The organism is Microbispora hainanensis (genome assembly GCF_006874475.1).
Taxonomy (GTDB): domain Bacteria; phylum Actinomycetota; class Actinomycetes; order Streptosporangiales; family Streptosporangiaceae; genus Microbispora; species Microbispora hainanensis.
This window is the reverse complement of sequence record NZ_VIRM01000070.1, coordinates 1-15,428: the sequence shown is the minus strand read 5'-3', so window position 1 is coordinate 15,428 and position 15,428 is coordinate 1. Positions and strand designations below refer to the sequence as shown.

Genomic DNA, 15,428 nt, shown 5'->3' with positions numbered 1-15,428 from the left:
ACGACGTGGTCATCATCGGAGCCGGCCTGTTCGGCATCGTCACCGCTCAGCACCTGGCCGAACATGGTCTGAGCGTCGCACTCGTGGAACGCGATGCGCGGATCGGCGGCTTGTGCCGTTCGGAACGCCACTCCATGGGGATCGAGTTCTGCCCGTACGGCACCCACGTCATGGCCACCGACGACCTGGGCATCTGGCGGTACTTGTCGCGCTTCGCTGACTGGATTGACTATCGGCACACGGTTTACGCCCTGGTCGACGGACATCTGATCCCGATGCCGATCGGGCTTACGGCGATCCGTCACTGTTACGGGCGGGAATTCGGCGTCGAAGAGGCGCGTCGGAGCGTGGATCGAGACGCCTCGCCGTACCGGAATCGCCTACCGGTGACCGTCGAGGACGTCGCTCTGGGCAGCCTCGGTCCACGGCTGTACGAGATGTTCGTCGCCGCGTACGTGACCAAGCAGTGGGGTGTGCATCCATCCCAGCTCGATGCCGCGGTCTTCACCAGCCGCTTCGCGATCCGTTTCGACGATGAGGATGGCTATCGCCGGCGTCGGTTCGAAGGCCTGCCCGCCGACGGCTACGGGGCCATGTTCAGCCGCATGGTCAGCTCCCCACTGATCGACCTGTACATGAGCCATCGCGGGCCATGGCCGCGTTCACGGCACGCCTGCGTCTACACCGGACCGCTCGACGCCTACTTCGGCCACCGGTACGGCAAGCTGGCACGCCGACGAGTCGCCCTGGATTGGCGTGAGGCCAACCAGGTTTCCGGCGTTCCGGTGACGACGCACCCCGATGCGGCTACTCCTCGCTACCGCACGCATCGGTCCGACCTGCTGCCCTGGAACCAGGCTCCTGCTGTAGCCCTAGTCGGGATCGAGCGAGCGGGCGACGGGGAGCATGTCGTCGAATTCGTGCTTCGCACTCCTGCCAACACGGCCCTGATTCGCCGTTACCGGGAACTATCCGACGCCGCCACCGGTGTGGTGTTCGCCGGCCGAGGCGCGGGCGCCGACTTCTACCTGGACATGGGGCAGACGGTCGCCGCGGCGCTCAGCTGTGCTCACCAGCTCGTCTCGCGCGCCGGCAAGGAGATCGCCTGATGGGCCTCGTCGTCGCGATTCACCAGCCTCACTACCTGCCGTATCCGGGGTTCTTCGACAAGATGCAGCGTGCCGACCTGTTTGTCTACCTCGACCACGTCGCCTTCACCCCTGGATGGCAGAACCGCAACTACATCAAGACCAGCACCGGTCGAACTCGGCTGACCGTCCCCGTCGCGCACCGCTCTCGCGGCGGTCCCATCCGCGGGGCTTCCATCGCACCAGGAGCGGAATGGCAGAGACGGCATGAGGTCACGGTCCGGCAGGCCTACGCTCGAGCCCTCCATTTGGAAATGTGCGGGGAGCTGCTTGGCCTGCTGTTCCACCACCCGTGGACCAACCTCGGCATGCTGAACCTGGCCTGCGATCTCCATCTGACCCGGATGCTCGGCATCACCACCCCGTGGGTGCTCAGCAGCAGTCTCGGTGAGTTCAGGCAGACGAAAACCGCCCTCCTCGCGGAGATCTGCCGCCGTCTCGGGGCCGCTACCTACCTCGCGGGCGACGGCTGCGCGTCGTACCTCGACCCGGAGGTTCTGGAGGTGGCGGGGATCGAACTGCGCTGGCAGGGCTATCGTCCACCGCGCTATCCCCAGCTCCACGAAGGCTTCCTGGACAACCTGAGCGTCCTCGACCTGCTGATGAACGCCGGTCCGCAGGCTGGGCGGATCCTCACGTCAGGGGAGCCGGCATGACGAGGATCGCGTCCTGGAGGACGCTCGTCTTGCCAGAGGTCCGCGACGCCATCAGCGATGACGTCGCGAGGATCATCGACTCAGGTCTACTTCGTGGTGGCCCCCAAACGAGAAGGCTGGAAGAACGTCTCGGCGCCGACTGGAACCGCCACGCCGTAGCCGTCGGGAGCGGCATGGACGCCCTCGAACTCATCCTTGAGGACCTCGACCTCGTAGACCGTAGGGTCCTGGTCCCGGCCAACTGCTTCGTCGCGATCCCGGGCCTTGTCGCCCGACTCGGCGGCATCCCGGTGCCGGTTCCCGTCGATGCCGTACGGTTCGCTCCGCTCATCGACCCGGACATGGTCATCGGGCGGGCCGTGGTGATCTGGATTCACCATGGCGGGATGGTCGCTGAGCACGCCGAGACCGCTATCTGCGCCCTTCGCGCACGGGGGTGCCTGGTGATTGAGGACTGTGCCTATCTCCTCCCTGGCCCGAGTCCCAGCTCCGGGCCAGGGGCCTGGGGAGATGTCACGATCATGTCGTTCGCGCCGACGAAACCGATCTGCGGGAGCGGCGGCGGAGCCGTACTGGCCCGCCGCGAGCGTCTCGCCCAGCACATCGCCGCCCGTCGTTCGCACAGCGGGCAGGAACACCGATGGGCGGTCGGTGACAGCATTTACCGCTTCCGGGGGATGAGCGAGATCGAAGCGGTGATCGCCTATCACCAGTGGGATCAGCGTGAACTTCTGCGTGCCTGCCTGCAGTGTGTCGCGGAGACCTACCAACAAGCTCTCCCCCCGGCCGTCGTGATGCCGGGCCGTACTCCTCAGGCCAGCCAGAGTCGCTACGCCGTTCACCTTCCGCACCCGATGCCTGACCTCCGGGAAAGGCTCGCGAGGCATGGGGTCGCCAGCACGGTCATGTTCGACCGGCCGTGGTTCGACTACCCGGCCCTCGCCGTACGTCAGGGCGTAGAGGGCTGGGTTGGGGTCCGGGACTTGCTGGTGCGCACGCTGTTCCTCCCCTTCCATCCCTCGCTCAGCGCAGCCGACTGCATGACCGTGGCGGACGCCCTTAAGAACTGCCTTCTGGCAGAAGACCTGGAGAGGTGAAAGACCAGCTTATGATCGCCATCCTGCTCGCCGGAGGCAGTGGCACTCGCCTCGGCCGCGACAAGGCGACCCTTCGGCTGGGCGGCGAGACCTTGCTGCAACGACACATGCGTCAGGCTGCCCGCGCGGGGGTTCAGCGCTTCCTGGTCATCGCGAATCCGGGGAACGTGCAGCAGATCAAGGCGGACGTCGCTGCCACCGGTTATCGCGACGTCAAGGTCTGCTTGCAGGAGGGTCTCACCGCGGATGGTGCCGCTCTGACCGGACTGCGGCGTGCCCGTGCGGTCGGCTCCGTGTTCGTGAGCGGGATCACCGACCTGGTCCCCGACGACACTTATGAGCGGCTGGCCGCCTGTCCGTCGCCGATCGCTGTGACAACCGCGGTGCTCCAGAGCACCTTCATCGGCGGCATGCTCACCCTCGACCCCGACTTCCGCATCAACAGAATCGTCGAGCGCCCTGCCGGCGGCTGCCCGCCCGGAGCCTGGGCCAACATCTGGGTTCACCGCATCAACGGCGCCCGCCTCGTCCGAGAGCTGACTGCCACGCTCGCGGACTTGGGGTACTACGAGATCTCCATGAGCGTGTTGTTCGCCCGCGGACACCAGGGCACGGCCGTACCCGTGGAACAGTGGGTGCCGATCAAGACCCCCGAAACGATCCGCCAGGCCGGTGCTCGCTTCGGCCTTGCCGTACCTATGGAGGAGACGACCGCATGACAGCCGCGCGGAAGATCCGGATGCTCGTCACCGGGGGCGGGACCGGCGGGCACACCTACCCCGCGCTCACGACCATTACGGCGGTGCGCGAGCATGCCGCCGCGCAGGGTCGCGACGTGGACGTGCTGTGGGTGGGCACGGCGGACGGGCTGGAAGCGCGGATCGCCGCGGAGCACCACATCCCGTTCAAGGCGATCAGCGCGGGCAAGGTCAGGCGATCACCCAATCTCCGTGAGCTCGGCCAGAACATGATCGATCTCTTCAAGATCCCTGTCGGCGTTCTGCAGGCGGCCGGCATAGCCGCCCGCTACCGGCCGGATGTGGTGTTGTCGACGGGAGGGTACGTCAGCGTGCCCCTCGGCCTCGCTGCTCGCCTTCTCGGCCGCCCGCTGGTCATGCACGAGCAGATCACCTCACTTGGCCTCGCGAACCGCATCCTGGCTCGGGTGGCCACGACGGTCGCGCTCACCCACCCCACCTCCATCGACCATCTCCCTCAGCGGGCACGCGCACGAGCCGTGGTCACGGGCAACCCCATCCGCCCCCAGCTCCTGCACGGAAACCCGGCCCGGGCGCACGAGCGGTACGGCCTGGCCCCGGATCTGCCGCTCGTCTACGTGACCGGCGGCGCCCAGGGCAGCCGGCAGATCAACACCCTGATAGAGCAGATACTGCCCACGCTGCTCACCCACGCCCAGGTGCTCCACCAGTGCGGCCGGGACTGGATCGGCCATCTCGCCGAGGTGGCCGCCGACTTGCCCGCCGAGATCGGTGAGCGCTACCACCCCACGGCGTACGTCGGCGAGGAACTGCCCGATGTGTATGCCGCTGCGGACGTAGTCGTCTCCCGCAGCGGCGCGGGAACCGTGGCCGAGCTGGTTGCGGTCGGGAAGCCGTCCGTCCTCATCCCCCTGGTCCCCGCTGCCGGAGACGAGCAACGCGGCAACGCCCGTTACCTCGTAGGCGCCGGAGCCGCCCGCGCCCTACTCGAACCCGACCCGGCCCCTCAGCAGCTCCTGGCCAAACTCGACGAACTTCTCTCCGATCCCGGCCTCCGAGCGCGCATGAGCGATGCCGCCAGAGCCCTCGGCCGGCCTGATGCTGCCGATGCCCTCGCCAAGGTCATCCTCGACCAAGCGAAGTAACCTCGCTCGTTCTGCCTCACAGGTGCACCACTGCCGGTCACTCCGCCATACCGACTTCGCGCAGGAGCGGCCGCACGAGGAAAAACGGACTTGGAGGGCGTCTGGTCCTGGTTCGTAACGATCTGCTGTATGGGAGGCGATCGAGTGTCATCGCGCGGCTTCCGGGCGTCCCTATCGCAGTGATCTGTCCGACGCTCGATGGGCACTGACCGAACCGATATTGACGGCATGGCGAGCGGCTCTGCGGGGGGGCCGGAGCGGCGGGTGGTCGCCCTGATGAAGAACCGGCTCATACGTTGCAGAACCGCCCCAGTCGTCACTGGCTTTCTCGGCAAGCCTGGCACGGACTTCCGGCCCCAGTCACCCCAGCCAGTAACCCTCACCAGTGACACTGGCGCTCGTCATCGGCCGCGACATCGTGCGTGATCGGCGACGGCAACCTGGAGACATCACCGTCACAAGCTCACCAAGATCATCTACGACCCACTGCTGTGCGGCAAAACCCCTCGTCACCATCAAGGCTGCGACAGCGCCCCATCACGACTACTCAACCAGCTGTGCTGATCGTGTCAAGGGTGAATAAGAGGTAAATGTTGTGATTTGGATCACCATTGAGGCGCCCTTGAGGATCTTGTACTTTCAGGAGGTTCCTTGAAGATCTCTCCAAAAATGCTGAATGTTCCCTGTGAGTTTTAGGCCTCATTCGGGAGGTGCGGCGGTATGCGCCGTTGCGGTTTCGGTCTGGTTTTTAATCGTTGGCTTGCACGGATGGCTGTGCTGTTCGCCGTCATGGCCTTTCCCGGGTTGATGCAGTTAACCGTGCTTCCCGCTATGGCTGATCCGCAACCCGTCACGCTGGCCCTTCCGGTGCAGTCGTCGAGGTCGGCTGCAGGATTGCCGCACCTGGTGAAGCCGGAAACCACTCAGGCTAGTGAGGCAGGCCCGGTCAAAGCCGGCGGTAAAGGCAAGCGTCCTAAGGGTGCGTTGCCGGTAGAAGAGCGGTCCGTCGACGGCGGAGAGGCGATCGCTCCCGCGTCGGTCAGTCGTATCGCCGACCGCGTGAAGAAGCGGTCTGAGCCGGAACGTCGTAGCTGGTGGGAGACGAAGCGGCCGGCTTCGAGCCCCGCTCCGAGCCCGTCGGCCAGCACTTCACCCGCCAGTGGTGCATCGCTGCGGTCGGGTGGCCGCGAGTCCGGCAACTCGCTTGCGGCCTCGTCGTCTGCGTTGACGGCGCCGATGTTCGTGGACGGTTCCCCTGCGGACAAGGCGTTGGTGGGGACGCTGACTCCCTTACTAATCGCGTACGGCACGGCGCCGGACGGCGGGGTGGACTACTGGTTTTTGCTGTGTGACGCACCGCCGGAGACGGCCACGAACTGCTGGGAGTCTGGGCAGCAGATGGAGAACTCCTGGAAGGTGCCGTCGGGCCGGCTCCAGTGGGACAAGCAGTACTACTGGCAGGTGTATTTGATCAACCGGGTATCCACAGAGATCTCGACGTCTCCAGTGAGGACCTTCACCACCGGTGTACGCGAGCCGTCGATCACCTCGCAGTTGGCCACCCCTGGGGTGAACGGGCAGGAGTTCCACCAGTTGGCGGGCAACTACACCACGCAGTGGACTGACGCGTCGGTCGCGACGGCGGGTCCGGCCCTGTCGGTGGTCCGCTGGTACAACAGCCTGGATCCCCGCTCGGACGGGTTCTTCGGGACCGGATGGACGTCCCGCTGGGACATGAAGATCGTCTCGGAGAACGCGGGGACATCGCTTCTGGTGACTTACCCTGACGGGCGGCAGTTGAGGTTCGCCTCTAAGAGCGGCGGCACCTATGAGCCGCCTGCGGGGATGTACGCGACGCTCGCGTCGGTAAGCGGGGGTGGCTGGCGTCTGATGGACAAATCGGCCACGTCCTATTATTTCAACGCCGCTGGCCGGCTGACGAAGGTTACCGACAACCGGGGCCGGTCCCAGGACCTGACCTACGGTGCGGACGGCAAACTGGCCGCCGTCACCGGAGTTGGTGGGCGCAAGCTCACCTTCACCTGGAACGGCTCGCGAGTGGCGTCGGTGTCCACTGACCCCGTGAACGGTGCTCCACTCACCTGGACCTACACCTATACGGGAGACAACCTGACGAAGGTGTGCGCCCCCACCACCGAGTGCACCAGCTATGCCTATGACAGCGGGTCGCAGTACCGGACGAGGGTGCTCGACAGTGATCCGGTGGGGTACTGGCGTCTGAACGAGGCATCGGGCACCAGCGCGAAGGACCTCGGCTGGGGCGGAGTGGCGGCCACCTACAGCAGCGTGACGCTGGGGCAGGCGGGGGCACTGGCGGGCACCGCAGACACCGCGGTGAGCATGACGGCCGGTTCGGTGAAGCTGCCCGGCAACGTGCTGGCCCGGCTGTCGACGCAGTTGTCGTTCGAGACGTGGTTCAAGACCACCACCAACGGCATGGTGCTGTCGGCGGACAGCATGGTCAGCGGCGGGTTGCCGAACCGTCCAGTGATCTATGTCGGCACCGATGGCAAGTTGCGCGCCCAGTTCCTGGAGCGGCCTGAGATGGGGCAGCCCACGCCAATCCTTCCAATCACCTCCAGCACGGCGGTCAACAACGGTGCGTGGCATCACGTGGTACTGACCGTCGGCGGCACCAGCGAGACCCTCTACCTCGACGGGCAGGTGGTGGGCAGCCAGCCGGGTTATCAGTTCGATCCCTGGCCGGCCACCGCAGCGGTCGGCAACGGGGTGATGGGCTCGTGGGCGGGTTCGTGGCCGTCGGCTCCGACGTCGGCGACGAGCTCGTTTCCGTTCAAGGGATCGCTGGACGAGGTCGCGGTCTACGACCGGCCGCTCACGGCCACCGAGGTGCAGTCCCACTTCGCCGGAGGGGCGACGCAGCCGGGGAAGCTGACGAAGATCACGTTGCCGTCTGGACGGGTATGGGCCGAGAACGTCTATGACGCGGCGACCGACCGGATCAAGACCCACACCGACGACAACGGCGGCACCTGGACGGTGGGTGTGCCGGTCTACGACAAGACGACTGGAATGTCGACGGTCACGGTTACCGATCCCAAGTCCGGCACGCTGACCTACGTCCACGACGCCTGGCGCGGACACAGGCTGGTGAGCGAGACCGACCAGCTGTCCAAGACCACGTCCTACGCCTACGACACCGGCGGGTTCCTGGCCAAGGTGACCGACCGCAACGGCAATCCCCTCGAACTCACCCATGACGAGCGGGGCAACGCGCTGTCGCTGAAGACCTGTCGCTCGCCGGGCAACTGCCAGACCCAATACACCTCCTACTACCTCAACACCGGCGACAAGTTCGATCCCCGTAACGACGAGGTGACCGCGTTCCGGGATGCCCGCTCGTCGTCGCCAACGGATAACACCTACGCCACCACCTGGCAGTACACCACTTATGGTGAGGAGTCCAAGGAGACCACCCCTGCCACTCCGGACTTTCCCTCCGGGCGCTCGATCCTTACGACCTACACCGACGGAACCGAGCCCGTGGTCGGCGGCGGCACCACGCCAGCTGGCCTTGTGAAATCTGAGACCGACGCTAAGGGCAACACCACCCGCTACGCCTACACCGCGGCCGGTGACGTGGCCGAGAGCACCGGTCCCACGGGATTGATCACGCGCTACGATCACGACGCTCTGGGGCGGACAACGTCGAAAACCGAGATCTCGCAGGCCAACCCGAGCGGTGTGACAACCACGATCACCTATGACGGAGTAGGCCGGGTTCGGACGACCACCGGTGCAGCAGTAAAGAACGAGATCACCGACGTGAGCCACACAGCCAGGGTGACCTATGGCTACGACCCAGACGGCAACACCCTGACCGAGACTGCGACCGACCTCACCGGCGGCGACCCCGAGCGGGTGATCACCTACACATACGACACGTACGGAAACATTGAGACGGTCACCGGACCCGAAGGCGGCAAGGTCACCTATGAGTGGGATCGAACCGGTGCACAGACCAGCCTGATCAACGAACTGGACACCCGATTCGAATACGCCTACACCTCCCGAGGCGAGCTAGCCTCGGCCACGATCAAAGCCTGGACTGGTAGCCCCGTGTCGCCGTCCCCGGCGGCCGACAAGGTGCTGATCTCCTACGCCTATGACCCTGAAGGTCGCCTCGCCTCCGAGACGGACGCGATGGGCCGCAAAATCAGCTACACCTACTACGGCGACGACCTGCTTTCCCAGGTGATCGGCGACGACCTCAAGCTGAACGGCTCGACAACCACTCGGGACGTCGTCCTGGAGTCCTACATCTATGATGCGGCCGGAAACGCGATCTCCGAGGTCAGCAGCGGGGGAAAGGAACGTACCGATTCGGTCTACGACGCGGCCGACCGATTGACGTCAGAAACCTTTGATCCATCGACGCTTGCACGCAAGACCTCCTACGTCTATGACGCCAACGACAACGTCACCAGGACGACCCTGTCCAAGAACGGTGACAGCCGCACGGAGGTACGGGAGTTTGTCTACAACGCCGACGACATCCTCACGCGGCAGACGGTGCGGAACGGCGCCGAGGACCTGACCACAACATGGGAGGTCGACGACCGGGGTCTGATGACTGCTGTCACCGACCCGCGAGGCAACGCTCCCGGAGCCGACCCAGCCCACTTCACCACCAACTATCGGTATGACCAGGCCGGACGGCTGGTGGAGAGCAAGGCCCCGCAGGTGCAGGTGGACAAGAACGGCGCCACCGGCGCGGCACGCCCGTCCACTCGGTACGGCTATGACAGCGCCGGACGGCGGAGCCATCAAATGGACGCCGAGGGCCGCACCAGCACCGCGGCCTTCGATAAGGCTGGCCGCCTCACGTCGGTGGCCTACCCTGCCTACGCCCAGCCAGGCGGCAACACGCTCACGCCGAAGCGGTCCTACGCCTACGACCTGGCCGGGAGACTGACCCAGTACACCGATCCCCGCGGCTACACCACCCATGCTGAGTACGATCAGCTCGACAACCTCGTACGTGTCACCGACCCCGCACCAGCAGGCCAGACCGCAGGCCGATGGATTAGCGAGTACGACCTGCTGGGAGAGGTACTGGCGACGGTGGATCCCACCGGGGCGCGCCGCCAGACGACCTACGACGATCTCGGGCGCCAGATCACCTCGACGGTCATCGACCGTAAGCCGTTCACCGCGGCCTACACCACAACTTTCGAGTACGACGACGCCGACAACCTTGTCAAGAGCATCGCACCGGGCACCAAGACCACCAGCTACGTGCCCAACGCCGCCGGAGAGATCACCTCAGTCACCGACCCAAACAACAACACCACCCGCTACGACTACGACCTCGCCGGACGCACCATTAAGGTGACGAATCCCCGGGGCAACGCCACCGTCGCTGTCTTCGACCTCGCCGGTCGGCAGATCGAGGCCAAGGATCTCGACGACACCGGCACCACCCGGCGTACCGCCGAGTTCGGCTACGACCCTGCAGGAAATCGGACCAGGGTGACCTCCGCCGAAGGCCACATCACGCGGATGGAATTCGATGCCAGCGGCATGCTGACCAAGTCGATCGAGCCGGTGTCGGACACCGAAACGATCACGACGACCTTCGGCTACGACGCGACCGGCCTGCCGACCCGTACCACCGATGGCCGGGGCAACGCGGTATGGACCACGTACAACAGTCTCGGTTTGGTCGAGTCGCTGATCGAACCTGCCACGACCGCCTACCCGAACGCCTCCGACAGGACCTGGACCAGCGTCTACGACGCCGCTGGCAACACCATCGCCGACCTTCTGCCTGGCGGAGTGCGGATCGACCGGACCTACGACCATCTCGGACGGCTGACCAAGGAAACCGGCTCGGGCGCTGCGATCCCCACCCCGGAGCGGAACTACGGCTACGACCTCGCCGGCCGCATGACCTCCATCAGCGACTACACACTGGTGTACAACGACCGCACCCTGCTCACCACAGTCACTCGATCCTCCACCCAAATCGCTAGCTTCAGCTACGACGCCTTGGGCAACCCTCTCCAGCGGGTCGATAACTCCGGCACCGCCAACTTCACCTGGGACAACGGCGACCGCTTGGCGACCGCCGCAGACCCCGTCTCGGGACGCACATTCACGTACGAGTACGACAAGAACGACAACCTGACCTCGCTGTCCTCGGCCAACCCCGCAGGTAGCCAGGTGTTCGATTACGATCAACTCGACCGGCTGATCACCCATGTCCTGAAAAACAGCTCCGGCACCCAGACCGCGAAGATCACCTACGGATGGGACAAGGACGACAACCTGGTCTCCAAGACCACCGAAGGCACGGCCGGGGCCGGGACAAACACCTACGGCTATGACCATCTCGGTCGGTTGACCTCATGGAAAGCCTCCGGTGGAAACACCACCACCTACGTGTGGGACGCCTCGGGCAACCGCATCCAGGCTGGCGGCAAAACATACACCTACGACGAACGCAACCGCCTGGTGTCGGGCGACGGCACCACCTACACCTACACACCCCGCGGTACCTTGGCCAGCGAGACCAAAGCCGGCGCCACCCGACACCTCGTCTTCGACGCCTTCGACCAGATGATCAGCGACGGAGACGCGACCTACTCCTACGACGCACTCGGCCGCTTGGTCTCGCGAAGCAAGGCCGGGGCCGAGCAGAAGTTCACCTACTCCAGCCTCACAAACGACATCGCCACCGTCACCGACGGATCCGGCGGGGTCAAGGCAAAGTACGGCCGCGACCCCCTGGGGAATCTGCTCAGCCTTCAGGAAGGCACAGGGCCTGCCCTTGGCGTGATGACCGACATTCATACCGACGTCGTCGCCACCTACGACGGCACCGCCCTCGTCGACTCCACCGCCTACAGCCCCTTCGGGGAGGTGGTCGCCCAGACCGGTACCAAACGGTCCGTGGGATATCAGAGTGAATGGACCGACCCAGACACGGGCAAGGTCAATATGCACGCCCGGTGGTACATCCCCGGCACCGGCGGCTTCGCCTCCCGCGACAGTTGGAACCTCCCCCCCAACCCCTCCAGCAACCTCAACCGCTATGTCTATGGAAACGGCGACCCGCTCGGCAACAACGACCCGTCTGGGCACGTGCCCGTCGACAGAGGCGGCGGCGGGATGTCCGGCAGCGCCACCAGAGGCGGCGGAACGAGCAGTGGCAGCAGCGGCGTCGCGGGCGGCGGTAGCAGCAAGGTTGCCAATGCCATGCGCAATTCGATGCGCCAACAGGAGGTCGCCCGACAAAACGGCGGCAAGACACCGAAGGCCAAAATCAAGCGGTCCAATAGGACGGTCTCCAATCGCTCGGACCTTAAAGAGTTCAGCCAGCAGAAGCAGTGGGACCGCCAGAGAACGCGAACGAGCAATAAGAAGGCAAATAATTCGCCGTCGAAGGCGTCGAAATCGAGCAAGCCGAAGACCAGGAAAAGTACGTCAAGGACTTCGAAGTCAACAAAGTCGAGGCCAAAGAACAGCACACCTAGGGCCTCAAAGCCGAGAACCTCCACGTCCAAGAAGCCAACGAGTAGACCGACAACCAAGAAGCCCTCGAGTACAAATTCGAAGCCGAAGTCGAGCTCGAAGTCGAGTTCGAAGCCGAAGTCGAGCTCGAAGTCGAGTTCGAAGCCGAAGTCGAGCTCGAAGTCGAACAATGGTAAGAAAAGCTCTTCAAGCCCAGCCAAGAGCACCAAGAGTACGAAGGCATCGACAAGTGGAAACAGCAAGGCGAAGTCGAACAGCCCGGTTCAAATAGAGGTCGACACCGGTGCTGCGGGCGGAGGCGATGTCTCCGGTGTAGACGTCACCTTCGGTATGTCTTGCCGGAACCTTAGAAACTGTAGCCGGGACCTCGTTGAGGATTTCTTCGAAGATGCCGTCGATGATTGGGTGGACGATATTGTCGATGACGTCATCGACGACGTCACTCCAGATCTACCAACGGACTCACCGGGCATGGGTGGGAGCGACTGTCTCCCAAGCAATAGTTTCGTTGCAGGCACCAAAGTCCTCATGGCTGACGGCTCGGTTAAGTCGATCGAGGACGTAAAGATCGGCGATGAGGTTATCGCTGCCGATCCGGAAGCTGGCCTGACCGAGGCCAAACGTGTCACCACCCTCATCGCGGGTGAAGGGCTCAAGCATCTCGTCAAGATCACTGTGGATGTCGACGGTCATCGAGGAGACGCCACGGATTCGATCACCGCGACCGCCGGGCATCCGTTTTGGGTCCCTACTCTTCAAAGGTGGGTAACTGCCGGCCAGCTGCAGCCCGGAACGTGGCTCCAGACTAGCGCGGGCACCTACGTGCAAATCACGGCGGTAGAAAGACGGTCGGCCCTCCAGTCGGTCTTCAATCTGACAATTGAAGGGCTACACACCTACTATGTGCTCGTAGGCGATCAAGGAATCCTCGTCCACAACGATGGCGTGTTTGACCGGTTCAGGAAAAAGCCTGGCTCTGAGCCGTTCGTCCGGCCCGACGCCAACGCTACCGTGAGAGACTTGCTCAGGTACGAGCTTCCTGATTATGACCCCACCGGTCGAGATCCTATTAGCCAACAGAAAAAGCTGGATGCAGAGGCCATGGATGATGAGACTCTGCTGAAAGCGGTCTTCGAACCCAAGGACGGCAGAGTCGGCCATTTTAGAACTCTGAATGGAAAGTCTCTGGACAACGGTAATCATAGAGCCGCCGAACTCCTGGAGCGGGCCGAGGACGATATGTTCCCAGACATCGATTACGACACGGAGATCTATATCGAGGGACACTGTTAGAATCCTGACAGGTGGCGCAGCGACCGAGCTGCGCCACCTGGCCTAGAGGGAAGAAGCGTGATGTTCAACCGCGGCGCCGCCAAGAATTATGGCCCTAGTATCGAGGAGGTGGTAGTTCGGTTGGTTTATGTTGCGCAACTGCACATGAGGAAGAATGCAGGAAGCATTAGGAGGGCCACAGAAGTCGAAATAAGCGCTGCTCGTGAAGCTTGTGAAATCATATATTCACTGTCAGATCTGTGTCACATGATCGTCGGTCCTCTAAGTATTGAATCGGGCAAGCTTCGTCGGGAGCGGCTGATGTTCTCTCTGGCTCGTGCATGGCAATTGTCGCCACCGGACAGGCGTAGGTGGATGCTCGAACAGCTCGATGACATTGGCTTCGACCACTCATTGCTCGACAATTATAAATTGAGGTAATAGCCTCATGTCCTGGCCCCGTGAGGTAAGGCAGACAGGCCAGGAATATTCACCACGTCCACTTCCGCATGCGCACGTACACCGTCCGAGTGTTCCCCCGCCGGCCTCAGGTACGTGCGCGAGGCGGTACAGCCTTTTGGTCGACTTCGTCTTCGAAGAAGTTGCCGCCGATCTCCCTCATCTGCACGCCTTGATCCGCGGCCTTGACAAGGACCGCGATGCCCTCCGAGTGGTTGTCACCTCGCCGTTCTACGATGGCGGCACCGAAGGTATGAACACCAGGACCAAACGGACCATGCCGGGTGCAGCCGAGTCGGCGTCGCACTGCTCCGCCACCGCACCCTCCTGGTCTAACTGTCGGTCGCCACCAAAAGAGAGACGGAGCCGAGTCGGATGGCCGATGGCATACATCAGGCATCCTCGTTACCAGTGAACAGTGCGGTGAGAGCTCTCTCTGTTCTTGAATTGGACGCAATTCCTAGGCCGGTTTGGCGCTGACGGAGCAGCTTGGCGGTCCTCCGCGCGTCGTCTCTGCGTCCGAGGCTCAGTTGCAGGCGGATGATTCGGAGGTACGTCTCCTCGGTGTCGGGATCCAACGCGCGAGCTCTCTCTAAGGCAATAAGCGCTTGCTCAGGATCGTTATCGCGGCACAGCTCGGCGAGTTGGCTCAGGACGTCGGACTGCGACCGAGTGAGCGGGTAGCGGTGCTCGTCGAGCCACTCCGTCTCCAGGCCGTGTGCCAGCTCCCCGTTGCACGACTCCGCAGCCTTCATGAGCGCCGACAGCTTGGCACCAGGCTCGGAGGCCGCTTTCAGTTCCTCCAGAGCCGCCTGGTAGTCCCACAGATCGATGCTTACCAGGGCTGGATCGATGCGGTAGGTCGCGCCCTCCTGAGTCGTCGACGCGTTGATGAACGGCGCCCGCTTCCGATCGCGATTCTCATAGCCGGTGGCAGTGACCAGCGCGTTTCGAAGGTGCCGAAGCGTGTTGTGCACGTCCTTGCCAGTGTCCTCGGGCCACAGGGCTGTCGTGAGCTGGTCACGAGTGACTCCTGCAGGGTGGAGCGCGAGGTACACGAGCGTGTTGAGCTGGAGCCAGCCCAGCTCAAGCGGGTTCGACCGACCGCGCGCATGGACGGTGGGAGGACCCAGCACCGAAAGGCGAACCAACTGCGGGCCAGCCCAGACTTCAGGTTCTGCGCCCTGCGACGGCTCTTCCACAATGGCCGCCGACTCCTCCTCAGGCAGTAGTTCTCGCAGATGCGCTGCCGCCTCGCCCTCGGTAATGTGGAAGAGACCGGCACCGGATAGTGCGTCGGCGAGCTGGCCCTCGACCTTGACGACCTGGTGATCCACGCTAATGTCGCAGGTCGTGCCGCATGGCCAGTCGCCGAGGAGCAGTGCGGCGACTCCTGTCGTCGAGGAGGTCACCA

General features: G+C 63.9%; 7 protein-coding genes. 6 read left to right on the top strand and 1 reads right to left on the bottom strand.

The features are described 5' to 3' along the window. Positions 1 to 5: 5 nt before the first annotated feature. The 6 genes from FLX08_RS36240 to FLX08_RS36215 all read left to right on the top strand — a co-directional run bounded on the left by FLX08_RS36240 (position 6) and on the right by FLX08_RS36215 (position 13,576). Complete coding sequence (locus FLX08_RS36240; RefSeq protein ID WP_208761891.1) at positions 6 to 1,109, top strand: FAD-dependent oxidoreductase; 1,104 nt, start codon at positions 6 to 8, stop codon at positions 1,107 to 1,109. Next, positions 1,109 to 1,804, top strand: a complete 696-nt coding sequence (locus FLX08_RS36235) for a WbqC family protein (RefSeq protein ID WP_142624782.1) — start codon at positions 1,109 to 1,111, stop codon at positions 1,802 to 1,804. The genes FLX08_RS36240 and FLX08_RS36235 overlap by 1 nt, the downstream gene beginning before the upstream one ends. Beyond that, entirely contained in the window at positions 1,801 to 2,901 is a 1,101-nt protein-coding gene (locus FLX08_RS36230) for a DegT/DnrJ/EryC1/StrS family aminotransferase (RefSeq protein WP_142624781.1), read from the top strand. The genes FLX08_RS36235 and FLX08_RS36230 overlap by 4 nt, the downstream gene beginning before the upstream one ends. A gap of 11 nt (positions 2,902 to 2,912) precedes the next feature. Then, a complete protein-coding gene (locus FLX08_RS36225) occupies positions 2,913 to 3,620 on the top strand; it encodes an NTP transferase domain-containing protein (protein ID WP_142624780.1) in 708 nt (235 codons plus the stop codon). After that, positions 3,617 to 4,765 carry an undecaprenyldiphospho-muramoylpentapeptide beta-N-acetylglucosaminyltransferase gene (murG, locus tag FLX08_RS36220; RefSeq protein ID WP_142624779.1) on the top strand — a complete coding sequence of 383 codons (1,149 nt, stop codon included), beginning with the start codon at positions 3,617 to 3,619 and terminating at the stop codon, positions 4,763 to 4,765. Before FLX08_RS36225 ends, murG begins: the two co-directional genes overlap by 4 nt. A 768-nt stretch (positions 4,766 to 5,533) precedes the next feature. After that, entirely contained in the window at positions 5,534 to 13,576 is an 8,043-nt protein-coding gene (locus FLX08_RS36215) for a LamG-like jellyroll fold domain-containing protein (RefSeq protein ID WP_167530712.1), read from the top strand. A gap of 830 nt (positions 13,577 to 14,406) precedes the next feature. Here the strand turns inward: FLX08_RS36215 and FLX08_RS36210 are convergent. Then, positions 14,407 to 15,428, bottom strand: a 1,022-nt coding sequence (locus tag FLX08_RS36210) for an AfsR/SARP family transcriptional regulator (RefSeq protein ID WP_208761890.1), incomplete at its 5' end; no start/stop codon positions are given.